At 58.5% G+C, this 23,673-nt stretch carries 16 protein-coding genes; 7 read left to right on the plus strand and 9 right to left on the minus strand.

Annotation, left to right across the window (positions count from 1 at the left end; genetic code table 11):
- The first annotated feature begins 58 nt into the window (after positions 1–58).
- The 7 genes from EU556_RS13075 to EU556_RS13105 all read left to right on the plus strand — a co-directional run bounded on the left by EU556_RS13075 (position 59) and on the right by EU556_RS13105 (position 11,359).
- Positions 59–1,276, plus strand: coding sequence for an aldose epimerase family protein (locus tag EU556_RS13075; RefSeq protein WP_135434538.1), 1,218 nt, complete (start codon positions 59–61; stop codon positions 1,274–1,276).
- A gap of 68 nt (positions 1,277–1,344) precedes the next feature.
- Positions 1,345–3,051, plus strand: coding sequence for a ribulokinase (locus tag EU556_RS13080; RefSeq protein ID WP_135434539.1), 1,707 nt, complete (start codon positions 1,345–1,347; stop codon positions 3,049–3,051).
- Positions 3,048–3,749, plus strand: a complete 702-nt coding sequence (locus EU556_RS13085) for an L-ribulose-5-phosphate 4-epimerase (RefSeq protein ID WP_135434540.1) — start codon at positions 3,048–3,050, stop codon at positions 3,747–3,749. The genes EU556_RS13080 and EU556_RS13085 overlap by 4 nt, the downstream gene beginning before the upstream one ends.
- 302 nt (positions 3,750–4,051) lie before the next feature.
- Positions 4,052–5,542, plus strand: coding sequence for an L-arabinose isomerase (gene araA, locus EU556_RS13090; protein ID WP_135434541.1), 1,491 nt, complete (start codon positions 4,052–4,054; stop codon positions 5,540–5,542).
- A gap of 230 nt (positions 5,543–5,772) precedes the next feature.
- Entirely contained in the window at positions 5,773–7,476 is a 1,704-nt protein-coding gene (locus tag EU556_RS13095; protein WP_135434542.1) for a sodium:solute symporter family transporter, read from the plus strand.
- A gap of 164 nt (positions 7,477–7,640) precedes the next feature.
- Entirely contained in the window at positions 7,641–9,413 is a 1,773-nt protein-coding gene (locus EU556_RS13100) for a family 43 glycosylhydrolase (protein WP_167855566.1), read from the plus strand.
- 89 nt (positions 9,414–9,502) lie between these two features.
- On the plus strand, positions 9,503–11,359 hold the full coding sequence (locus EU556_RS13105; RefSeq protein WP_210116275.1) for an NPCBM/NEW2 domain-containing protein: 1,857 nt from the start codon (positions 9,503–9,505) through the stop codon (positions 11,357–11,359).
- Between the two features lie 211 nt (positions 11,360–11,570).
- On the opposite strand, the gene EU556_RS13110 is transcribed toward EU556_RS13105, so the two are convergent.
- The 9 genes from EU556_RS13110 to EU556_RS13150 form a co-directional block, all read right to left on the minus strand.
- Complete coding sequence (locus EU556_RS13110) at positions 11,571–14,138, minus strand: DUF5916 domain-containing protein (protein ID WP_135434544.1); 2,568 nt, start codon at positions 14,136–14,138, stop codon at positions 11,571–11,573.
- A 325-nt stretch (positions 14,139–14,463) separates the two neighbouring features.
- Entirely contained in the window at positions 14,464–15,297 is an 834-nt protein-coding gene (locus tag EU556_RS13115; RefSeq protein ID WP_135434545.1) for a DUF4097 family beta strand repeat-containing protein, read from the minus strand.
- Positions 15,294–16,190: a DUF4097 family beta strand repeat-containing protein gene (locus EU556_RS13120; protein WP_135434546.1), complete on the minus strand. Its 897-nt coding sequence runs from the start codon at positions 16,188–16,190 to the stop codon at positions 15,294–15,296. Before EU556_RS13120 ends, EU556_RS13115 begins: the two co-directional genes overlap by 4 nt.
- On the minus strand, positions 16,138–17,070 hold the full coding sequence (locus EU556_RS13125; RefSeq protein WP_135434547.1) for a zf-HC2 domain-containing protein: 933 nt from the start codon (positions 17,068–17,070) through the stop codon (positions 16,138–16,140). Before EU556_RS13125 ends, EU556_RS13120 begins: the two co-directional genes overlap by 53 nt.
- A complete protein-coding gene (locus EU556_RS13130) occupies positions 17,045–17,617 on the minus strand; it encodes an RNA polymerase sigma factor (RefSeq protein ID WP_317128714.1) in 573 nt (190 codons plus the stop codon). Before EU556_RS13130 ends, EU556_RS13125 begins: the two co-directional genes overlap by 26 nt.
- A gap of 186 nt (positions 17,618–17,803) precedes the next feature.
- Positions 17,804–18,967, minus strand: coding sequence for an MFS transporter (locus EU556_RS13135; RefSeq protein WP_135434548.1), 1,164 nt, complete (start codon positions 18,965–18,967; stop codon positions 17,804–17,806).
- Positions 18,968–19,147: 180 nt separating this feature from the next.
- Positions 19,148–21,199, minus strand: coding sequence for a transketolase (gene tkt / locus EU556_RS13140; protein ID WP_135434549.1), 2,052 nt, complete (start codon positions 21,197–21,199; stop codon positions 19,148–19,150).
- Positions 21,200–21,408: 209 nt separating this feature from the next.
- Positions 21,409–22,407, minus strand: coding sequence for an arabinan endo-1,5-alpha-L-arabinosidase (locus EU556_RS13145; protein WP_135434550.1), 999 nt, complete (start codon positions 22,405–22,407; stop codon positions 21,409–21,411).
- 255 nt (positions 22,408–22,662) lie between these two features.
- Complete coding sequence (locus tag EU556_RS13150; RefSeq protein WP_135434551.1) at positions 22,663–23,664, minus strand: glycoside hydrolase family 43 protein; 1,002 nt, start codon at positions 23,662–23,664, stop codon at positions 22,663–22,665.
- Between the last annotated feature and the right edge of the window lie 9 nt (positions 23,665–23,673).

Here is a 23,673-nt window from a genome sequence, read left to right on the forward strand (position 1 = left end):
TTTAGCCGTTTTCGTCATTCCAACCATCTCCCATCAAAACCTCCCAATTCGCGTGCTCATGACCACTATTTCTCGTGCCGGCATCCGGACCAGCAGTGTCACTGGCCTAGCCAGCTTGCTCCTTCTCGTAGGTTGTAATCAGTCAAACACTACTGAACAGGCCGCCGGAACTTCCCAGACTACGACCGATTCAACCCAGAGCACTACTGGCACTACCGGCACGGCACCTAGTTCGGCTTCCTTTGGTAAAACTACCGATGGCACCGAGGTACAGCTATTCACCCTCGCCAATGCCCACGGTCTGAAAGTGAGCATTACCAATTACGGCGGCACCATTACCAGCCTGATGGTACCCGACAAGAGCGGTAAGCTGGGCGACGTAGTGCTCGGGTTTGATAACGTAAGCGGCTACCAGAGCCCCGAGTTCGTGAAGTCGGGCCCGTACTTTGGGGCGTTGATTGGGCGCTACGGCAACCGCATCAAGGGTGGCAAGTTCACGCTGGACGGCAAGCAGTACACGCTGGCCAAAAATAACGGCGAAAACACCCTGCATGGTGGTAAGAAGGGTTTTGACAAAGTGGTATGGCAGGCTGAGCCCGGCACTTCTGCCGATGGCCAGACCCTTAAACTTACTTACCTGAGCAAGGATGGGGAGGAGGGCTACCCCGGCAACCTGAACGTGACGGTAACCTACACGCTCACCAACGATGACGCGCTGAAGATTGACTACTCGGCTACCACCGATAAGGCTACGCCCGTCAACCTGACCAACCACGCCTACTTCAACCTGGCCCTAGGCCAGAAGCCCGACATCCTGGGCCACGAGGTAACTATTGCCGCCGACCGCTACAACGTAGTAGATGCCGGCCTGATTCCGACGGGTGAGCTGAAGGCGGTGAAGGGTACGCCCTTCGATTTCACCACGGCGCACACCATCGGGGAGCGGATTGCGCAGGTGCCCGGTGGCTACGACCATAACTGGATCCTGAACCAGACCAGCGGCATGCACACCGCCGCCACCGTGTACGAGCCCACCACGGGCCGCACTATGGAAGTGCGCACCACTGAGCCCGGCCTGCAGTTTTACACCGGCAACTTCCTCGATGGTACCCTCAAAGGCAAGAACGGCCTGACCTATGGCAAGCACGCTGCCTTCTGCATGGAGACCCAGCACTTCCCCGACTCGCCCAACCAGCCTAGCTTCCCGACCACCATTCTGAAGCCCGGCCAGACGCTGCAGTCGACTACTACTTATCAGTTCGGAGTGCGCAAATAGGGCACTCTAGCAAACAACCGTTGGCCCGGTGCGAAAGTATCGGGCCACATTTTCCCGAATACCTCACCATGGATTCATCATACGTCATTGGCATCGACTACGGCACCGACTCTGTACGGGCCCTGCTAGTAGATGCCCGCACGGGCGCTGAAGTAGCCCAAGCCGTGCACAACTACGCCCGCTGGAAAGAGCAGCGCTACTGCAACGCGGCAAAAAACCAATTCCGCCAGCACCCCCTCGACCACATTGAGGGCCTGGAGGCCACGGTGCGCCGCGTAGCCCAGAATGTACCCGCCGCGCAAATCGTAGGCCTAGCCATTGACACCACCGGCTCTACACCGGGCCCCGTTGATGAAAACGGCGTAGCGCTGGCGCTGAAGCCGGGCTTCGAGGAGAACCCCAACGCCATGTTTGTGCTGTGGAAGGACCATACGGCCCTGCCCGAGGCTGCTGAAATCAATGAGAAAGCCCGCACCTGGGGCGGGGAAGATTTCACCCAGTTCGAGGGTGGCATCTACTCCTCGGAGTGGTTCTGGGCCAAGATTGCCCACGTAGTGCGCGAAGATGAAGCCGTAGCCAACGCCGCCCATTCCTGGATGGAGCACTGCGACTGGCTCACGCTGCTACTTACCGGCGGCGACCTGGCCACGTTCAAGCGCAGCCGCTGCGCCGCGGGCCACAAGGCCATGTGGCATGAGAACTGGGGCGGGCTACCCTCCGAAGACTTCCTGACGCTAGTGGAGCCCAAACTGGGTGGCCTACGCGAGCGGCTGTTCCAGGAAACTTACACCGCCGACGAAGTAGCCGGACATCTTTCCGAGGAATGGGCTCAGCGCCTAGGTCTGACCACGAACACCGTAGTAGCCGTGGGCTCGTTTGATGCGCACGCCGGTGCCGTGGCGGGTGAAATAGAAGCCTACTCCATGGTGAAAGTAATGGGCACTTCTACCTGCGACATCGTGGTAGCGCCCATGCAGGAAGTAGGAGGGAAGCTGGTACCGGGCATTTGCGGCCAGGTAGATGGCTCCGTAATTCCGGGCATGCTAGGCCTAGAGGCCGGTCAGTCGGCGGTGGGCGACTTGCTGGCCTGGTTCCGGGGCGTGATTGAGTGGCCGCTGCGTACGTTGCTGCCCCAGTCGCAGGTGTTGAGCACGGAGCAGCAGCAGGCGTTGCGCGATGAGCTTAGCGACAAGATAATGGCCGAGCTGAATGTAGCCGCCGCTGCCATCGACCCCGAGGAAACGGCCGTGCTGGCCCTGGACTGGGTGAACGGCCGCCGGACTCCCGACGCCAACCAGGCGCTGAAGGGAGCCATCATGAATCTGACCATGGGTACCACTGCCCCACACATTTTTCGGGCCTTGGTGGAGGCCATCTGCTACGGCTCCAAGCAAATTGTGGAGCGCTTCGAGCAGGAAGGTATTCCAATCAAGCAAGTGATAGGCCTAGGCGGTGTCGCCAAGAAATCGGCCTTCATGATGCAGACCTTAGCCGACGTACTGAACCGCCCCATTAAAGTGGCTGAGTCGGATCAGGCGCCTGCTTTGGGGGCGGCCATGTACGCCGCAGTAGCCGCCGGCATTCACCCCGATGTGGTGACCGCGCAAAAGGCCATGGGCAACGGTTTTGCCGAGAGCTACGAGCCAAACCCCGCCCGTGTGGCCGACTACCAGCGCCGCTACGAGCAGTACCAGGCCTTCGGGCAGTATGTTGAACACGCTACCCAACTGCGGGCCGGAGAAGTAGCCGAAACTGAGTTGGTAAACCAAGCATGAGTCAATTTCAGGAATTAAAGCAGGCCTGCTACGCGGCCAACATGCAGCTGCCCGAGCTGGGGCTGGTCCTCTTCACCTTCGGTAATGCCAGCGTGGTGGACCGGGAGCGGCGCGTATTTGCCATCAAGCCCAGCGGCGTGCCGTACGCCACGCTCAAGCCCGAGGACATTGTTATCGTTGACTTCGCCAACAACATTGTAGAAGGCTCGAAGCGTCCGTCGTCGGATACCAAAACCCACGCCGTCCTCTACAGCCATTGGGAGCATATTGGTGGCATCGTGCACACGCACTCTACCTATGCCACGGCCTGGGCGCAAGCGCAACTGGATATCCCAATTTTGGGCACCACCCACGCCGACCACCTCACCGCCGACATCCCGTGCGCGCCGCCTATGTCGGACGATATGATTGCCGGCGACTACGAGCACCAGACCGGCTGGCAGATCATCAACGAGTTTCAGCGCCGGGGCCTCTCGCCCGAGGAAGTGGAGATGGTGCTGCTCAGCAACCACGCGCCCTTCACCTGGGGCAAAACCGTGGAGAAAGCCGTGTACCACAGTGCCGTGCTGGAAGAAGTAGCTCGTATGGCCTACCTCAGCTGCACCCTCCGCCCCGATGTGCCGCGCCTGAAAGAAGCCCTGATTCAAAAGCACTACGAGCGCAAGCACGGTGCAAATTCCTACTACGGACAAAGCTGAAGTAGGACCTAATTCCCCTCCTCAGATGATTCCGCGCATCAAGCGGAGGGGAGTAGAGTGTGGTTGACTGGCCTAGAATGGCTGCTCTCGCCCGTCATGTCGAGCTTGTCGAGACATCTCGCTCGAATCGTTGAGATAGTCTGACAACGTCAGCACGCGAGATGTCTCGACAAGCTCGACATGACGGTCATCTAGGCCAGTTGAACCTAGTTGAACACATACACTAGCACACCCCAAGCCTACCTTCCAACTTTTCACAATCGATTTTCTAAACCTCTTCAAGGGTTTCCACCTCCGATATCATGATTGACATTTCGCACTACGAAGCCTGGTTCATCACCGGCAGCCAGCACCTCTACGGCCCCGAAACCCTGGAGCAAGTAGCCCAGCACTCTCAGCAGATTGCCGAAGCCCTAGGCCAGGCGTTGCCCATTAAAATAGTGTACAAGGATGTGCTGACCGGCCCCGATGGCATTACCAAGCTGGTGCAGGAAGCCAACACCACGCCGAACTGCGTGGGCCTGATTGCCTGGATGCACACCTTCTCGCCGGCCAAAATGTGGATCAACGGCCTGAAGATTCTGCAGAAACCCCTGGCGCACTTGCACACCCAATTCAACCGCGACATTCCGTGGGGCGACATCGACATGGATTTCATGAACACCAACCAGTCGGCGCACGGCGACCGGGAGTTTGGGTTCATTGGCGCCCGCATGCGCTTGAAGCGCAAAGTAGTGGTAGGCCACTGGCAGAGCGCCGATGTGCACGAGCGCCTCAGCATCTGGGCCCGCGCGGCCTGCGCCTGGGCCGACTGGCAGGGTGCCCGCATCATCCGCTTCGGCGACAACATGCGCTACGTAGCCGTAACTGAGGGCGACAAGGTAGAGGCCGAGCTGAAGTTTGGCTATTCCGTGAACACCTACGGCATCGGCGACCTGGTAGCCGTTATTAATGCCGTGAGCGACGAGCAGGTGAACGAGCTGCTGGCTACGTATGAACAGGAGTACGAGCTGGGCGAAACCCTACGCGAAGGCGGCAGCCAGCGCGAGTCTCTGCGTGAGGCCGCTAAAATTGAGGTGGGCATGCGCAAGTTTCTGCAAGACACCAAGGCCATCGGCTTCACCGATACCTTCGAGGACCTGCACGGGATAGCCCAGCTGCCCGGCATTGCCACTCAGCGCCTGATGGCCGAAGGCTACGGCTTCGGTGGCGAAGGCGATTGGAAAACCTCGGCCCTAGTGCGTGCCATGAAGGTGATGGGCAGTGGCCTACCCGGCGGCAACTCCTTCATGGAAGACTATACCTACCACTTCCAGCCCGGCAACGAGCAGGTGCTCGGCTCGCATATGCTGGAAATTTGCCCCACCATCGCCGAAGGCAAGGCGAAAGTAGAAGTGCACCCCCTGGGCATTGGCGGCAAAGCCGATCCGGCCCGCTTGGTGTTCAACTGCCCCGCCGGTCCGGCCCTGAACGCCACTATCGTGGACCTAGGCCACCGCTTCCGGTTGGTGGTGAATGAAGTGGAAGCTGTGGCACCGGAGCAGGACCTGCCCAAGCTGCCCGTGGCCCGCGTGCTCTGGAAAGTGAAGCCCAGCCTGAGCGTGGGCGCTGCCGCCTGGATTTACGCCGGCGGTGCGCACCACACCGGCTACAGCCAGAACCTGACCGCCGAGTACCTCGAGGACTTCGCGGAAATGGCCGGCATTGAGTACGTCATCATCGACGACGAAACCAAGCTGCGCACTTTCAAGAACGAGCTGCGCTACAACGACGTGGCCTTTAGCCAGCGCTAAGAGTCGCTACTACATCCAGTAAGAGTGGGGAAGCTGGGATTCAGCGGTGTCTCCCGCGTGTGCTGTGCAGCTGCAAAGGCATGGCATAACAAGCGCGGGAGGCATTGCTGATGCTCCTTACTCATTCGGCCCTCCCCGAGCTGTGAAATACACCTCGGCGGGTTGGCTATTGCCTATACAATCGAGCCTACTGCTCTCCCACAAGTACCTTCTGAAGTCCCACCCTTCGCATGCAAAACGCCTTTAATACGCTAGATCTGGCGGTTTTTCTAGTCTACATCCTGGGCGTATCGGCCTACGGGTTTTACGTCTATAAGCGCAAGCAAAAAGCGCAGATGGACACCAAAGATTACTTCCTGGCGGAAGGCTCCCTGACATGGTGGGCCATTGGGGCGTCCATGATTGCCTCCAACATCTCGGCCGAGCAGTTTATTGGCATGTCGGGCAACGGGTTTCAGGTGGGCGTGGCGGTAGCGGCCTACGAGTGGGTAGCGGCCATTGTGCTCATCATCGTGGCGGTGTTCTTCATGCCGATTTACCTCAAGCAGAAGATTTACACCATGCCGCAGTTTCTGGAGCAGCGCTACAATGCTGCCCTGAGCCTGATCATGAGTATTTTCTGGCTGTTCCTGTACGTTCTGGTGAACCTGACCTCCATTCTCTACCTCGGGGCGCTGGCTATCAGCAACCTGGTGGGCGGGGGCGAAAGCTTCCACCTGATTATGGTGGCGCTGGCGGTGTTTGCCCTCATCATTACCCTAGGCGGGATGAAAGTAGTGGGCTACACCGATGTGGTGCAGGTAACCGTGCTCATTGTGGGTGGCCTAGCCACTACCTACCTGGCCCTGACGCTGGTAAGTGAGAAGTTCGGGCTCGGGCACGATGCGCTGGCCGGCTTCAATGCCATGATGAACGATGCCGGTGACCACTTCCACATGATCTTTGAGAAGCCCACGGCCAACACGCCGCAGGTTGATGTTAATAAATACCTGATGGTGCCGGGCATTGCCATGTACGCCGCCGGCCAGTGGATTGTAAACCTGAACTATTGGGGCTGCAATCAGTACATCACCCAGCGCGCCCTAGGCGCCGACCTGCACACGGCCCGCACGGGTATCCTGTTCGCGGGTATGCTCAAGCTCCTGATGCCCGTGATTGTGATGCTGCCCGGTATTGCCGCCTACGTGCTGCACAAAAACGGCAGCCTGCAGGCCGAAATGGCCTCCACGGGCGCTTTCAACGCCGACAACGCGTATTCCGCTATTCTCACCTTTTTGCCCAATGGCCTGAAAGGTCTTTCGCTGGCTGCTCTCACGGCCGCCATTGTGGCCTCGCTGGCCGGTAAGGCTAACTCCATCTCCACCATCTTCACCCTCGATATCTACAAGCGCTACATGCGCCCCGAGTCGGATGAGAAGCAGTTGGTATGGGTGGGTCGTCTGACGGTTTTCGCAGCCATGGTTCTGGCCATCATGCTGACCTGGAAAGACCTGTTGGGCATTGGCGGAGAGGGGGGCTTTACCTACATCCAGAAGTACACGGGCTTTATCTCGCCCGGTATTGTGGCAGTGTTCGTGCTAGGCCTGTTCTGGAAGCGCACCACCGCGCCGGCTGCTATTGCGGGCATCTTGTCGGGCTTTATCCTGTCGGTGTTCTTCAACAACTACGCCCCGGCGGTTTTCGGCAACGAAACGCTGTTCTACACGGCCTTCCCGAATGGCAAGGGCGGCTACGAGATTCCCTTCCTGATCTGCATGGGCCTCTCATTTGCCTTCACTTTCGTGCTGATGATTGCCATGAGCCTGGCCGGTCCGGTTATCAACCCGCGCTCCATTAACGTGGACGCCCGCATGTTCAAGGTAAGCCCGCAAACCCTGTCCCTGATTGTGGTTACGCTACTCATGATTACGGCCCTCTACGTCAAGTTTTGGTAGCCTACCGAGTGCGCTAGGCCACTCGCAGAAGTGGCCTAGAAACTAGTCTTATTGCCGGTGCTGCCCGGGCAGCACTTCTCACCATAACGGGAACATGCACACGAGTCATGTTCCCGTTTTTGGTTTCTACCCGCTCTGCTTTCCCCACCAAATACCCACAACCCATGAACACCATTTCTACTGCCGGCCCCACGTCAGGGGTCCCACGCCGCTTAGCGGCCACCAACCATCCCGCCAGCCGCTGCCTACGCCTGCTGGCTCTGCTGCTAGGCCTCCTTACGGGTCTCAGTTCCCGCGCTTATGCCCTACAAGGCAACGATAACTGTCACGACCCCTCCAGCATCGTTAAGGATGGCAACAAGTACTGGGTCTTCACCACGGGCACCGACATCTACGCCATGTATTCCTACGACCTGGTGAAGTGGGAATCGGGCCCTAGAACCGTGTTCAACGGCACCCGCCCCGCCTGGATTGCGGCCAAAGCGCCTAACTTCAAGGGCGACTACTGGGCGCCGGAGTGCATCTACCGCAACGGTAAGTTTTATCTCTATTACTCTCTAACCGACTCGTTCGGCTCCAACGTGTCGGCCATTGGCTTGGCTACCAACGTCACGCTGGACCCCGCCAGCCCCAACTACCAATGGGTAGACCAGGGGGAGGTAATTTCCAGCAACGCCAGCAGCGCCTTCAACGCCATCGACCCCGCCATCGTGACGGATGCCAGCGGCGGGCTCTGGATGAGCTTCGGCTCTTTCTTCAAGGGCATAGGCCTGATCAGGCTGGATGGTACCACCGGCAAACGATCGGGCACCAGCTTCAGCTGGCTGGCCGGCAACGTAGCCGCCGATGGCATAACGCGCAACAACAGCGGCAGCGAGGCGCCCTACATTGTGCGCAACGGCAGCTACTACTATCTGTTCATCAACAAGGGTGCGTGCTGCCAGGGGGCCAGCAGCACCTATTACATTCAGGTAGGCCGCTCCACCAGCATTACGGGGCCTTATCTAGACAAAAATGGGGTAGACCTCAACCGCAACGGGGGCACCACGCTCATTGCCACCAGCGGCAATTACGTGGGTCCGGGCCACGTAGGCCTGTTTCAGGAAGGAGGCGCCAACTACCTCACGCATCACTACTACGACGCCAACCAAAACGGCCGCGCCCGCCTGTGCGTGGGCAACATGGGCTGGGACGGCGCCAACTGGCCCTTCATTACCCGCGACTGGGTGGCGGCGGGCCGCTACACGCTTACCAACCAAAACAGTGGCCTAGTGTGGGATGCCTGGGGCTGCACCGGCGCTTCGGGCCAGATCATTGCGCAGGGCACCCCGGCCGGCCTCACGTGCCAGCAGTGGAACCTCACGCCCGTAGGCAATGGCGAGTACAAGATTACATCGGCCGTCGGGACAGGCCTAGCGGCCGACGTGTACGGCAACAGCCCCAACAACGGGGCGGCCCTGCAGCTGTACGCCTACAATGGGGCCGCAAACCAACGTTTTAAGATTGAGCGCGCCAGCGGTGGTTCCTACGTGTTGTCGTCGGTGAATGGAAACCGGGTGGTAGAAGTACCTGGCTGCTCAACCACAGCCGGCGTACAACTGGCCCTCTACGACTACCTGGGCAATAATTGCCAGAAATGGGCCATTGCGCCGCCCACCGCAAACCGGGTGCTTGCTGCGCGGCCCGCCAGTACGGCGCAGTTCAGCCTCTATCCAAACCCAAGCGCCCGGGGTAATTTCACCATGTCACTTGGCCCGCAGATGCAAGGTACTGTTGTGCACGTAGTGCTGACGGACATGCAGGGTCGCCGCGTATATGCGCTTACTAGCTCAGGCAAAACCGCGCTTCCTATAAATGCCAACGTGCAAACAGGCTTGTACCTACTGCAAGTTAGTGACGCTAATGGGACTTACACCCAAAAAGTAGTGGTGCAATAAGCACTAGAGTAAGAAAGCAGTACAGGTCAAAAGGGCTGCGAATATCAGACCATTCGCAGCCCTTTTTACCTAATAGAGACTTGTTCATCATGCTATCAACTACACTCTCACGGCTAGTTACGGCTACGATACTCGTATGCGGAGCTGCCTGCATGCCAGCGGCGGCCCAGAAAGCCCCCGCCAAACCCGACTTTCACCAGTGGGCTCTTACGCCGCCCATGGGCTGGAACAGCTGGGACTGCTACGGCCCCACCGTGACCGAGGCTGAGGTGAAGGCCAACGCCGATTACATGGCCCAACACCTCAAAAGCAGCGGCTGGGAGTACGTGGTAGTCGACATTCGGTGGTACGTGAGCAACGACACCGCCCACGGCTACAACGAGAAAAACCCCGAGTGGAATATTGATGCGTACGGCCGCTTTGTGCCTGCCCCAAACCGCTTTCCGTCGTCGGCAGGAGGAAAGGGCTTCAAGCCGCTGGCCGATTACATGCACGCCAAGGGCCTGAAGTTTGGCATCCATATCATGCGCGGGGTGCCGGTAATAGCGGTGCAGCGCAAACTGCCCATTCTTGGAAGTAAAGCCACCGCGGCCGACATCTACTCCAAGGAAGGACAAGCCGGCTGGCTGCACGATATGTACACCGTAGTAGCGGGTAGGCCAGGGGCGCAGGAGTACTACAACTCCCTGTTCAAGCTCTACGCTAGTTGGGGCGTTGATTTCGTGAAGGTCGATGATTTGTCGTCGCCGTATCATAAGCCAGAGGTGGAAATGATTCGAAAGGCCATTGACCTCTCCGGACGCAAGATTGTGCTGAGCACTTCGCCCGGCGAGACGCCCATTGCCGAAGCCAAGCACGTGCAGGCCCACGCCAATATGTGGCGCACCGTCGGCGACTTCTGGGACAGTTGGGAGCAACTGAAGGAGCACTTTGAGGTGTGCAACCGCTGGTCGCCCTACATCCGGCCGGGTGCTTTTCCTGATGCCGATATGTTGCCGTTGGGCCGCCTGGGCATCCGGGCGGAGCGCGGCGACGACCGCATGACCCGCTTCACCCACGACGAGCAGTATACGCTCATGAGCCTGTGGAGCATCTTCCGCTCCCCGCTTATGTTCGGCGGCGACTTACCCAGCAATGATGCCTTTACGCTCTCCTTGCTCACCAACCAGGACGTGCTGGCCGTGCACCATAACAGCACCAACAACCGCCAGCTTTTCCGCAAGGATAACCTCATTGCCTGGACCGCCGACGACCCCAAAACCGGCGACAAGTTCCTTGCCCTGTTTAACGCCCAAGACCAAGAGCTAGCCCCCGCCAGCGAAGCCGCCTGGGCCAGCACCATCATCACCCGCCAAACGCCCGGCCAGAGCCAAGCACTAGACGTGGATATTACCGGTGCCACCAAGCTCTACCTCAACGTGCGCGACGGCGGCGACGACATTGCCTGGGACCACGCTGATTGGCTGAACCCCGTGCTCACCAATGGCAGCAAAACGGTTCAATTAAGCACGTTGCCCTGGAAATCCGCCTCGGCGGGATGGGGCAATGTTACAGCCGACAAAAGCGTATCGGGAGCGGAGTTGATGGTGGCTGGCAAGAAGTACGAGCGCGGCATTGGTACCCATTCCAACTCCATGATTGAGTACGACCTGCCCGCTGGCTACACCCGCTTCCAAGCCACCGCTGGCCTCGATAATGCTGGAGCAGTGCAGAATACCGGAGGCACATTACAGTTTCTAGTGTACACCAAGAACCCATACCTGCCCATGCCCGCTGACTCAGCTAAAGTGCTCGTCAGTTTTACTCAGCTAGGCCTGTCGGGCCCGTGCACCGTCCGCGACCTGTGGGCAGGAAAAGAACTAGGCCAGGTCACCGGCGAGTTTGCCCCTTATGTACGCCGGCACGGAGCTAAGTTGTACCGCATTTCCAGAGTCAAGAAGCAGTAGGCAAGCGCAACGTGCACTTTTCCTTTGTTAAAACTGATATTCACAAGGCCGTTAAGGTGTTGCCCTCACTCAAGCGCAATTTTGATGAGAAGCTAAACGAGTAAATAAGTAAGTCGATTTCTTACACATCCTCTGTTGCACTAAAAAGCCCCTGCTGAGTTAGCAGGGGCTTTTATAGTGTGCACACTTTAGGCCAGTTGGAGTTATGGACCTATCGTTTCTTCCGGAACGTGAGGTAGTCGAGGTAGTAGAGCACCTTCACCGACAAAGAGTTATTGTGCGGGGTGTTGATTGTATTATTGAAGTTATCGAAGTAGAGCGGCGTAGCCTGTTCTGCCAGCAGGTAAGTGGAGCCGGCGTTTTTCCAGACGATGCTGATCTGGGAACCGGGTGCAAACCACCACGAGTACACGGCGTCCACGTTGAAGGCGTTGTACGTGTTGTCGCGGTTGCGGCGGTAGTCCACCAGCGTCTCCTGACCGTTGGGGCCGAGTTGGGAGAAGTCGGCGTAGCGGACGTTGCTGGTGTAGTGCCGCGTACGCAGCGTGAACGACATGCGGTTGGTGAACGTGTAGGCCACTGATACAACGTTGGACACAGTAGACACGTCGCGGCGCCCGAGCACGACCTGGCCTAGGAAGGGCTCGTCGAGCGGCTCGCTGGTGCTCATGCCGCCGTTCACGTACCCAATCTGATTTTTGGCCAGGCTCCAGTCGAGGCTGTAGCGGAAGGTGAGGTGGTCGTTGACGCGGTAGCGGGGGTAAAAGCCGGCGCTGTACTGCATCCGCCGTGAGCGGGGCAGGCGCTCATCGAGGGCGTACACGCGCTGACCGAGATTCCAGCCGTAGGAAAACTTCTTGCGCGTATCAGCATTGACGAACACCACCAGGCCCGTGTTGCCAGGTACGCGCACGTAGTACTGGCCTAGCGGAAACGTGCGGGGCTCGTAGAAATCGTGGCTGACGGGGTTAATGTCGAAATCATAGCCAATCTGCAGGAAGCTTTTGGTGAAGGTGGTGTTGAAGCCGTGGTAAAAGCTCATTTTTTGGTAGCGCGTGGGCTGGTACAAAAGCGAGTGGCTAGCCTGAGCAAAGAAAGACATGTTGTTGACCTTCCAGAAGGGCTTATACTTGCGGTAGGCCACGTCCAGCGACTGTGTGATGTTGTTGTTACCGAATAGGATGCCTAGGTCGTTAGGATTGTAAGAGGCCGACTCGATACCGTGGTTCAGACCCCAAGTAAAGTTGCCGCTGATCTTGCCCACACCCAGCGTGTACTTGTAGCCATCCTGGTCGTCAATAGGCCTATCGGAGCCAAAGGCCGTGCCGCGCCGCCGCGAGTAAATCAGGCTGCCGTCCACGGCATAGGCGTTTTTCTTATTGGCAAAGCGGAACAGGCCGCCCGTCACGTTGGCGTCGTAGGTGCTGCCAGCGCGGGTTACGTTGGTGTTGATGAGCGAGACGTAGGAGTTGTTCTTCAGGCTTTGGTCCAGCACCATGATGTTATAGTTGCTGAAGGGCTGGGTTTTTACCTCCCGCTCCTTACCCGTTTCCGTGTCGCGCAGGGTGGCGTACACATCATTGCTGAGGGCATTGAAAAACCCGATACCTAGGCCACTCTTGGTGCGCCCCGATACTTTAGTAGCATTCAGCAAGCGGGTTTCGGCGGGGTTGCGCACCAGCTTTTCCGTGGCGCCCGGCTGCACCGCGTAGAAGCCCATGGGCGTGGCCCCCACCCGGCGAGAGTAGAACAGATTGCCTTTGTTGAACAACTCGGTTCCTTCCGTGAAAAACTGGCGGTTCTCGTTGAATTGCACCTCAAAAGGGGAGAGGTTCAGCACTTGGTTGTCGCTCTGCACCTGCCCGAAGTCGGGCACCAGGGTAGCATCCAGGGTAAAGCTCTCGTTGATGCCCCACTTCACGTCGGCGCCGCCGTTGAAGCTCGTGGTAGTGCGGCGCGTGCCCTCTGCATTCAGCGGGTTGTGGTTGACGTAGCTAGAAACGTAAGGCGTGAGTGAGAGGCGCAGGGGCGGCTTGATGTCGCGCACACCGCGCAGCTCACCCCACTGATTCACGAAGCCGCTGGTGGCGGGCTTCACCTCGTTCCAGAAGTAGGCAGCATTGTCGCGCTTGCGCTGACGCATGAAGTTCAGGCCCCACAGTTGCTCCGGAGCGTTGCTGAACCGGATAGCGGAGTACGGAATGCGCATCTCGGCCACCCAGTCGGTGCCGCGGAGGGAGGTGCTGCTTTCCCACACGGCATTCCAGTTGAAGTCCTCGCCGCCAGCAGGCGAGTAGCGCGAGTCGAGCTGCACGCCGCTGCTGGTCACAATGAAGCCGTAACCGTTTAGGTGGTCGTTATACGTATCCAAAAACACCCCGAAGAAATCGGAGTTGCCAGTGTTGTCGCGCGCAGTCAGCTCCCGCGGGATGGAGTCCAACGACACATCGTGCATAATGGCACCGATGTAGATACTGGCGTCGTCGTAGAGCACGCGCACTTCGGTCTTTTGCTTTTCCGGCACGCCGGGGTTGGGGCGTTGCTGCGTAAAGCCAGTGGCAATAGGCGCCTGCTGCCATATGGCTTCATCCAGCACCCCATCCAGCTTGATGGCTTCCGTGATGCGCAGGGTTTGCAGCTGCCGTTTAGGCGCCGCAGTTGAGGCTCCCGTGGTGGCTGGCGGTGTGGTCGGTGCCTGGGCTTGTGCTAGGCCTAGGCCTAGGCCACTGATAAGTCCAAGTATCACCAGGGTGAAACGCAGGATAGAAGTAGGATACATACGCCTAGAGGTGTGGGAGGGATGGATGGGGGAACCCAAAAATTTGGGCAAGGGGAGGCCTGGCAGCGGCTAAAGCCGCGCTGCGGGTGCAATACCGGAAGCTGGGGGAGTACTCGGTAAAAGGCTATTCGTTACAGCCGTCAGGGGGACAAAGTGAAAAATGCTGCACTGACTGGCCTAGCCACGAAATAGGGCACTACGCTGACCTGCAAATGGGCAGCTTGATACGCTTTGTAGAGTTGTGGAATAGGGTATCGGAGGTATAATCTGCTCTTAAAAAAGTGGGGCCTCCAGTTGCAGCTAGAGGCCCCGCAGGCGGCTTCACTTACTTCGCCTTCCTGATGTAAATGTTGCCGTTAAGTGTCTTCATCATAAACTCGGCGCCTCCGCCGTTGATTTTGCCGCTGGTCCAGCTATCCACGCTCACGCGGTAGGTGCCGTCTTTAGCAGTGCGGGTTACTTTGGGCGCGTTGTTGTCCACGGCCAGGTCGAAGTCGCTGTAGATTTCGCCGCGGTCTGATTTCAGCTTCATATTGGCCTTGGCTTTGGCGGGCAGGCTCACGTCAATCTTGCCGTTCACGCTGGAGAAAGCCATGGGCACACCGCTCGTAATGTCTTTAAAGTCGGTGATAATGTTGCCATTGACGGTGTTCAGCACCGCGGAGCCGGCTACATCTTCGAGCGTAATAGAGCCGTTGACGTTGGAGATTTCCAGCTCACCGGCCACGTTTTGCACCGAGATGTTGCCGTCGTTTACGGTACCAATCTGGAGGGAAAACTGCCGGGGTACTTTAATCACAAAATCCACCGGGTTCTGCCACGACTGCGTTTTGATATACACGTGGTTATCTTTTTCCTGGGCCGTCACGTCGAGGCCATTTACCCGCGAAATGCGGCGCATGCCACCGGGGCCGGGCTCATCAGAGGAGCTGGAGGCGCGACGGCCTTCGCGGTTGGCCACGTCAATGACTACTTCCTTGCCGCTGGTGCCCTCTACTTTAATGGAGCCGCCCACTAGTTTCAGGTGAAGCGTGCCGGGCTTACCGGGTGAGCTCAGGGCCACCGTGAGTTGTTCTTTACCTGCCTGTTGCGCCACGGTGGGCCGGACCCACGCCAGAGCGAGCAGGGTCAAGAGGGTTCTATAGAGGAGCTTGTTCATCGGATTTGCTGTTTGATGGTGACGTTGCCGTTGATGGTCTCGAAGCGGAAATCGGTTCCGCCCTTGCCCAAGCGCACGGCCGTCTCTTTGCTGAGTTTGTATTTGATATTCTGGCCATCGCGCTGCTGATTTTGCGTCACGCGGGCCGGGAGTATTTCGGCTTTGGGAAAGTCAGTGAACATCTCGCCATGCATGCTCTTGAAGTACAAGTCGCCGGATACGTTGGCGGGGTAGCTCACCAGAATGTTGCCGTTAATGGTGTGGTAGGAAGCCGCTTTAGTAGGTGCCACGGCGTAAGTCACATCTACATCGCCATTCACGGTATGGGCCACGGTGGCTTGCTGGGCATTTTTGATGGTGACGGGCCCATTCACGTTGCGGGCCTGCAAGGGGCCTGTTACGTCTTGCACCAGCATTTTGCCGCCGTTTACGGTGGAAGCGCGCACCTCCATACCGGCCGGTACTTTCACTACAAAATCAAATTGGTAGGAGTAGTGGGGGCGCTCATTGTTTTTCCAGTTGTCCTGGAAGCGGCCATTCCGCCGTTGGTCGCGGTTGGGGCGCGAGTCTTGGGGGCCAGCCACGTACAGCAGTACACTGTCGCCGTGCTGCTCAAAGCCGGGTTGGGCTTCTTTCTTGCCCTGCTCCAGCAAGTCGGCGTTGGGCGCTTTTATGGTCTTGGTGATTTCCACTACCACGGTTTTGCCGCTGTAGCCCTGCACCGTCACGGAGCCGAAGATGTTGTAGAGGGCCAGTGTGCTGCTGCCGGCGCTACCGGTGAGGGTAAATTCTTTGTTGATTTTCTCGGTGGCCTCGCGGTCCTGGGCTTTGAGGGAGCAGCTAGGCAGCCACAGAAGGGCCCAGATCAGGCTGAGTAGGAGGGGGCGTTTCATGGTAGGTCGAGGGAGTAGAGGGTTGGGGAGCCTGGTCATTCGACAAGGTCTCAATGCTTTGCTCGATTTTGTCTTTCACCTGCTTATTCAGGTTGTCCTGCTGGAGCAACTTGCGCAGGGGGCGCACCGAGCGGCGCTCCTGCAGGCGCACCATCACATCGGCCAGCGCCGATTGCACCAGGGGTGACTCCTGCAGGGGAAGGGAACGAACGAGGCCCTGGCGCACCATGGGGTCTTGGGAGAGCCCACTGAGTACCTCCAGCGAAGCGAGGCGCACGTTCACGTTCGGGTCTTGGTTGAGGGTGCTGAGCAGAGCCGCCACCACTCGTTCATTAGAGGGCGCCACCTCCTCGGCGTAGCTCACCGCCCGCAGGCGCTGCACGGCCGAGGGGTTATTTAGCAAGGCCAATACGTTGGTCTGGTGCACGTCATCCTCAGTAGGAGTAGGGGCACTGGCCGCGGATTGCTGTACGGCTAGCTCAGACGTCTCCGAACGGCCTTTCAATCCGTAGCCAGCCACTAGGCCTACCACCAACAGGGCGAGGCTGTAGGCCAGGCGCACCCCGTAGGCGGGCTGCCACCACTCGCGCACCCGCTCCAGCAGGCCACTCACCGACCAGCGTTGCTTGCGCTGCTCCTCCACCTGAAACTCGGCCAGCATAGAGTAGAAGCGGGGCCGCATCTGCTCGCTGGGGTCGGGTACGGGCAGCTCGCCCATGTTGGTCCAGAGGGCCCGCACCGTGGCCAGCTCCTGCTGGCAGCCGGGGCATTGGGTTAAGTGGGCTTCTACGGCTTGGTGCTGGGCAGCTGGTAACGTGCCCGCCAACCAATCCATCAGCTCCTCTTGCACACCCTCACAGTTCACGAACTTTGCTTCCATTTTCCAGTTTCAAATAAATATCCTTGAGTTGGCAGAGAGCCCGGTGCGCGCGCACCTTCACGGCTCCTACCGTCGTGTCGAGCAGCTGCGCTATCTGCTCGTATTTCAGCTCCTGAAAGCGGCTCAGCACGAGCACTTCCCGTTGGTCGGGGCTTAGCTTGGCCATGGCCCGGTGGAGCAGCTCCACATCCTGCGACTTCTGCAAACTGCCGTCGGCGGGGGTGCCGCCGGCAATCTTCTCGGCTAAGTCGGCCACGTCTTTGTGGTGGAGGGAGGGTTTGTCTTTCTTGGCGGCGTCGGCTAGCACGTTGCGCGCCAAGTGGTACATCCAGGTTCTGAACTCGCCCTCCCCGGTGAAGGTGTGGCGGTACTTCAGCATCCGGTAGAATACGTTCTGCACCAGATCCTCACTGGCCGTGGCGTTTCCGTTGGAGTGGTAGAAAAACGCAAACAGCGGCCGGTGGTAGCGCTCGAACAGCAGGCCCATCTTCTCGACCTGGCCGGCCTTCACTTGCAGCATGAGCGAGTTGTCAGTAAGCGAGTTCAAGCGTTTGGTCGGTGAGGTGTGGGAGCGTATTCGGCGGTGGAAACTTCGCCTTTTGGGTAAGGTTACAGCTTCCGGCGAAATATTTTTTTAGGTCTACCGCATAAAGCAAAACAGCTGCTTCAATTCACGCAGTATTAGCGGGAACTGAAGCAGCTGCATCGAAGAGTAAACCCGAAAGAATGTGCGCTAGGCCACTTGTTTAGCTGGCTTTGCGGTAGCGGCGGGGAGGGCCGCTAATATTCCAATAGCCGCGCCTAGGCCTGCCACCAGCGCAAACGACACCCGCAAGCTGGAAACCTCCGCAATGAAGCCTATAAGGGGTGGACCCAGCAGAAACCCAAAATACCCAATAGTAGAAACCATGGCCAGCGCCACGCCCGGCGAGACGGTGGTGGATTGCCCAGCGGCGCTGTAGGCCAGGGGCGTCACAGAGGCAATACCAAATCCTACCAGCAGAAACCCTACTACCGACGGCACAAACGCCGGCCATACCACGGCCGTGAGTAGGCCTAGCGCAATGAGGGCGCTGCTGATCTGCAGCATGCGGTTGGTGCCGAAGCGGTGCGTGAAATAGTCGGAGATGAAGCGTCCGAGGGCCATGGTGCTCATGCACGCCACGTAGCCGGCCGTAACCAGCGTAGCATCGGGGCGCACTACTTTCTGGAAGTATACGCCGCTCCAATCAAACATGCAGCCCTCGCAGAGCATCCCGCAAAACGCAATCAGCCCGATGCGCAAAAGGTAAGGCTCGGGGCGACGGAAACCGGAGCCGCCGGCTTCAGCGCCGGTATCCTGAGGCAAGGTGCGCTGGTGAGCCAACACCGTCAGCAATAGGCCTAACGCCATTACCAACAGGAAGTGCCGGAGCGGGGTTTGCTGCCACCGAATTAGCAAGGTGCCCAGCGCGCCGCCCAAAAAACCCGCTAGGCTCCAGAGCCCATGGAAAGAGGCCATAATGGGTTTACCGTAGGCCTGTTGCACGCCAATAGCCTGGGTATTCACGGATATGTTGAGCAGGTTACCGGCAAATCCGAACAGCACGAGGCTACCCGCCAAGCTCCAAAATCCCGGCGCCCACCCCAGCAGCGGCAAGAAGATGGCGTACAAACTGGTGGCCAGCACCACCACTATCCGGCTGCCGTAGGTATGCACCATCCACCCCGCCACAGGCAGGGCCAGCATAGAGCCCACCGGCAAGGCCAACAGCAACTGGCCTAGCTCGCCCTCACTGAGCCCTAACTTCAGACGAATATCCGGAATGCGGGAGGCCCAGGAAGCAAAGCACAACCCTGCTACAAAGAACAGAGCACTAACGGCTACGCGCCGCTGAGCAGGCGTAATTTCAGCCATAAGAATGCGGTAAATGAAACGGGGAGCCACAGTATGGCTCCCCGCTAGTACTATCAGTGTCAATGAAAAGTAACGTCATGCTAAGCTTGTCGAAGCATCTCTACCGCTTCAATGCTAGGCCAGTGATTAGCCAGAGGTAGAGATGCTTCGACAAGCTCAGCATGACGTTCTCTTAGATATTTATGAAAGAACCTCTTTCTTCTCGATGTCAGCGGGTTGGCCTTGCAGCACCCAGTTGGCCTGCTTCACCACGTTCTCAACTGTGAAGCCGAAGTACTCCAGCACAGCCTCACCGGGGCCCGACTCGCCGAAGCGGTTCATGGCAATGACGGTTCCTTCGTCGGTCACGTACTTGTGCCAGCCCATGGGCGAGCCGGCTTCCACGGCCACGCGCTTGCGCACATCGGAAGGAAGCACCTGCTGCTGGTAGGCCTTGTCCTGTTTCTCGAACAGCTCCCACGAAGGCAGGCTTACCACGCGGGTAGGCACGCCCTGCTGCTGGAGTTGATCTTGCGCCTGCATCACCAAGGCTACTTCTGAGCCGGTAGCCAGCAGAATCAGCTCGGGCTTGCCACCTTCGGCTTCGCTGAGGATGTAGCCACCCTTGGCCACACCTTCGCGGGCCGAGCCGTACTTCTCCTGATCGAGCGTGGGCAGCTTCTGGCGCGAAAGCACTAGCACCACCGGCGACTTCGGCGTGGTCATGGCAATGCGCCACGCTTCTACGGTCTCGTTGGCGTCGGCGGGGCGAATCACCACAATGTTCGGGATAGTGCGTAGGGCTGCTACTTGCTCTACCGGCTGGTGAGTTGGGCCATCCTCGCCCAGGCCAATGCTGTCGTGGGTGAACACGAACGTGGCCGCCGACTCAGCCAGGGCCGTGAGGCGGATGGCGCCGCGCATGTAGTCGGAGAAGGTGAGGAAGGTGCCACCGTAGGTGCGCACGCCGCCGTGCTGGGCCATACCGTTCATGGCCGCGCCCATGGCGTGCTCGCGCACCCCAAACCAAATGTTGTTGTGCTCATAAGCACCGGGCTGGAAGCTGGCGTCGCCGCCGGTGGGCATCTCGTTGGAGCTGGCCAAGTCGGCGGAGCCCCCGAACAGGAAGGGTACGCTTTTCTTGAGCGCAGTAAGCGCCTTGCCGGAAGCCTGGCGGGTAGCCATGGCCCCATCGGCGGGCGTGAAGACGGGCAGCGAGGCATCCCAGCCTGCGGGGAGCTCTCCCGCAAACGAGGCCCGGAACAGTTCCCACTCCGTTCCAAACTCCTTCTGGTATGCCTCTGATTTCTGCTGCCATTCGGCCTGAAGCTGAGCACCGCGCTGGCCGGCCTCGGCCAGGTGCGTGCGCACTTCTTCGGGTATTACAAACGTGGCCTCGGGGTCGAAGCCGAAGAACTCCTTCGCCTTCTTCACATTATCGGGGCCGAGGGGGGAGCCGTGCACCTTGCTGGTGCCTTCCTGCGGGCTGCCGTAGCCGATAATGGTTTTCACGGAGATGATGGAAGGTCGCTCAGTTTCCTGCTGGGCTGCTTTAATAGCTGCCTCAATGCCGTCGAGGTCGTTGCCGTCCATCACGCGCTGAGTGTGCCAGCCGTAGGCCTCAAACCGGGCTAGTGCATCCTCGGTGTAGGCCAGGCTAGTGGGCCCGTCGAGGCTGATGTCGTTGTCGTCGTAGAGGTAAATGAGCTTGCCCAGCTTCAGGTGGCCGGCTAAAGAAGCTGCTTCCGAGGCAATGCCTTCCATCAGGTCACCATCACTCACAATAGAGTAAGTGTAGTGGTCCATCAGCTCGTGGCCGGGCTTGTTGTACACGGCCCCAATGTGCGCCTCGGCCATAGCCATGCCCACTCCATTTGCAAAGCCCTGGCCTAGGGGGCCGGTGGTTACCTCCACGCCGGGCGTCAGGTTCGACTCAGGGTGGCCGGGCGTTTTGGAGTGCAACTGCCGGAAAGCCTTCAGGTCGTCCAGCGACAAATCGTAGCCGTAGAGGTGCAGGAGGCTATACAACAGCGCCGAGCCATGGCCCGCCGACAGCACAAATCGGTCGCGGTTAGGCCAGGTGGGGTCTTGAGGGTTGAAGCGCAGGAAGCGTGAGAACAGCACGTATGCCATCGGGGCGGCACCCATGGGGAGGCCCGGGTGACCTGAGTTGGCGGCCTGTACCATATCCACCGACAGCAGACGGATGGTGTTCACACTCAATTCAGCGAGAGAAGGATTCGGCTTGGTCACGAGACGTTATAAATAAGGTGGGAAAGATGCTAAGCTACGGCTTCACAAGGCCCTAGGCCATCTTTCAAATTGCCTGTATACGAGAAAAAGGACCGGAAACGATACCGAAATCGACGCCGGTAGGAGTCACTGCCTTTCCGGGCTAGAAAGGTAACACAGTCACTTATAAAACACAAACGATTGTGTGAAATAATAGACTAGTACAGCCATTACGGCTGCACTACGGGCCAACCGGCCGCATCCCACGCGAGCCGTTCAATGCGCAATTTTGAATGCCCTTTGTCGGCGGCATCGTACCCGTGAAAAACCAGGTAGTCGGCCTTATCAAAAGTGTACACCGAGTTGTGGCCTAGCCCGAACCAGTTCTTGTCGCCGGCCAGCACCTCGGTGCCGCCACCCTGATCGAGGGCAACACCTGCTTTGTCAACGTACGGACCGGTGACGTTTTTTGAGCGGCCTACCATGATCTTGTACGTGCTCTGGGGGCCGCGGCAACAGTAGTCAAAGGAGGTAAACAGGTAGTAAAAGTCACCCTTCTTGAAAATGAAAGGCGCTTCAATGGCGCCATCGCCGGGCAGGGAGTCGTTGAGTTGGGGTGAGCGAGGGCGCTTGGCAATGGTACGCCACTGCTCAGGCTGGGCTGGCGCCTTCAGATCGGGCGTGAGCTTTACCAGCTTAATGCCCTCCCAAAAAGAGCCAAACGAGAGCCAGGGAGTACCTTTTTCGTCCCGAATGAGGTTGGGGTCAATGGCGTTCCACATGTCACGCCCCGGCACCGATTGAATCACCCGCCCATGATCCACCCACTTGAAGTCTTTCGACTTGGGGTCGAGGGTTTTATTGGTAGCTAGGCCTATGCAGGAAGTGTTTTTGCCAAACGCCGAGATGGAGTAAAACAACGAGTATACCCCGTTGTGATAAGAGATATCGGGCGCCCAGATGTGGTTGCCTTTAAAGCCTGGCACCGCCTGTGTTGCCCAAGTGGGCGCCGTGGCAAATATGGGCTGCTCCCGCGTCCAGTTCTTTCGGTCCTTCGACGACCATACGGCAATACCCGGGCCGGTGCAGAACATATAGTACGTGCCATTCTGCTGAGCCATTACCGGGTCGTGAGCCGGGATGAGAGCGGGCACAGTCTGGGCCGAGGAACCGAGGTGGCCTAGCAGGAACGCTAGCACCAGAAACCGCTTTAGGAAGATGGAATACATAAACGATTGTGTAATCTTGGCGGAAATTTCTTGCTGTTTAGCGGCCTAAAAAATTGCGGCAATTTGGCTAGCAGCTTCTTGGTCTGACCAGTAAACATTGGGCACTGCTAGCATACCACCACACTGACCGTCATGCTGAGCGCGGTGTCGAAGCACCTTGACCGCTTCGTAGCAACAGGCCTAGGCAGTAGTTAGCCAGAGGCAAGATGCTTCGACCTTGCTCAGCATGACGTGTAAGTGGTCGTTCTAGGCCACCTACTTGGCCGCCTTCACGCCTTCAGTGGTCATCACCACGCGCTTCATCGTGCCATCCTTATTGTAGTACAGTTGGTCGATGCACACGGAGCGCCGGAAGCTGCCGCCATCAGTCGGGATGCTGCCATTGTGGTAAATGAAGTACGACTGTCCTTTGAAGTCGATGATAGCCTGGTGGTTGGTGTTGGAGTTGCCCGCTACCTCGTTCAGAATGCCCTTAAATTCCCAGGGACCCTCGATGCTGCGGCTCATGGCGTAGGCAATCTTCTCCGGAAACTGGTAAGCGTAGCTCAGGTAGTACCAGCCGTTGTGCTTGTGAATCCAAGGGGCTTCCGTGAACTTGGGCAGGGTAGTCACCTTGTTGATAGGTCCATCCAGCTCCGTCATGTTGGGCTTCAGCTTGGCCCAGTAGCAGTTGGTATTGCCCCAGTACAGGTAAGCCTGTCCCTTGTCGTCGATGTAAACGGTTGGGTCAATGTCGTCCCAGGAGATGGGGCTCTCCGTCATGTTATTGGTGATGATGGCCGAGCCACGGGCATCTTTGAACGGCCCCGTGGGGCTATCCGACACGGCCACACCAATAGACTTACCCGGAATCGAGCCGTGCTCTACGGCCACGTACCAGTAGAATTTGCCGTTGCGTTCAATCACCTGCGAGGCCCAGGCATCGCCTTTAGCCCAGGAAAAGGCCTTCACGCTCAGTGGCGAGGGGTGCTCCTTCCAGTTAACCATGTCGGTGGAGGAGTAGCAAAGCCAGTCGTTCATCACGTAGCGCTCCTGCCGGGCCGGCGCTTCGTCGTGGCCCGTGTAGAGGTACACGGTGCCCTTGTACACCATGGCAGCGGGGTCGGCGGTGTACTTGTCCTTGATGATGGGGTTACCCACCTTGGGCTCCGGCAGGGCCTGCCCCAGCGCCGCTGTGGGCGCCAGGGTAGGAGTAGTTACCGCCAATGCTAGGCCAGTCAGCAGGGTGCGCGTAGCGGGCAGCAGAGAGAAGTTCATCGTCATGTC

It is taken from the genome of Hymenobacter fodinae, assembly GCF_004745825.1.
GTDB classification, from domain to species: Bacteria; Bacteroidota; Bacteroidia; order Cytophagales; family Hymenobacteraceae; genus Hymenobacter; species Hymenobacter fodinae.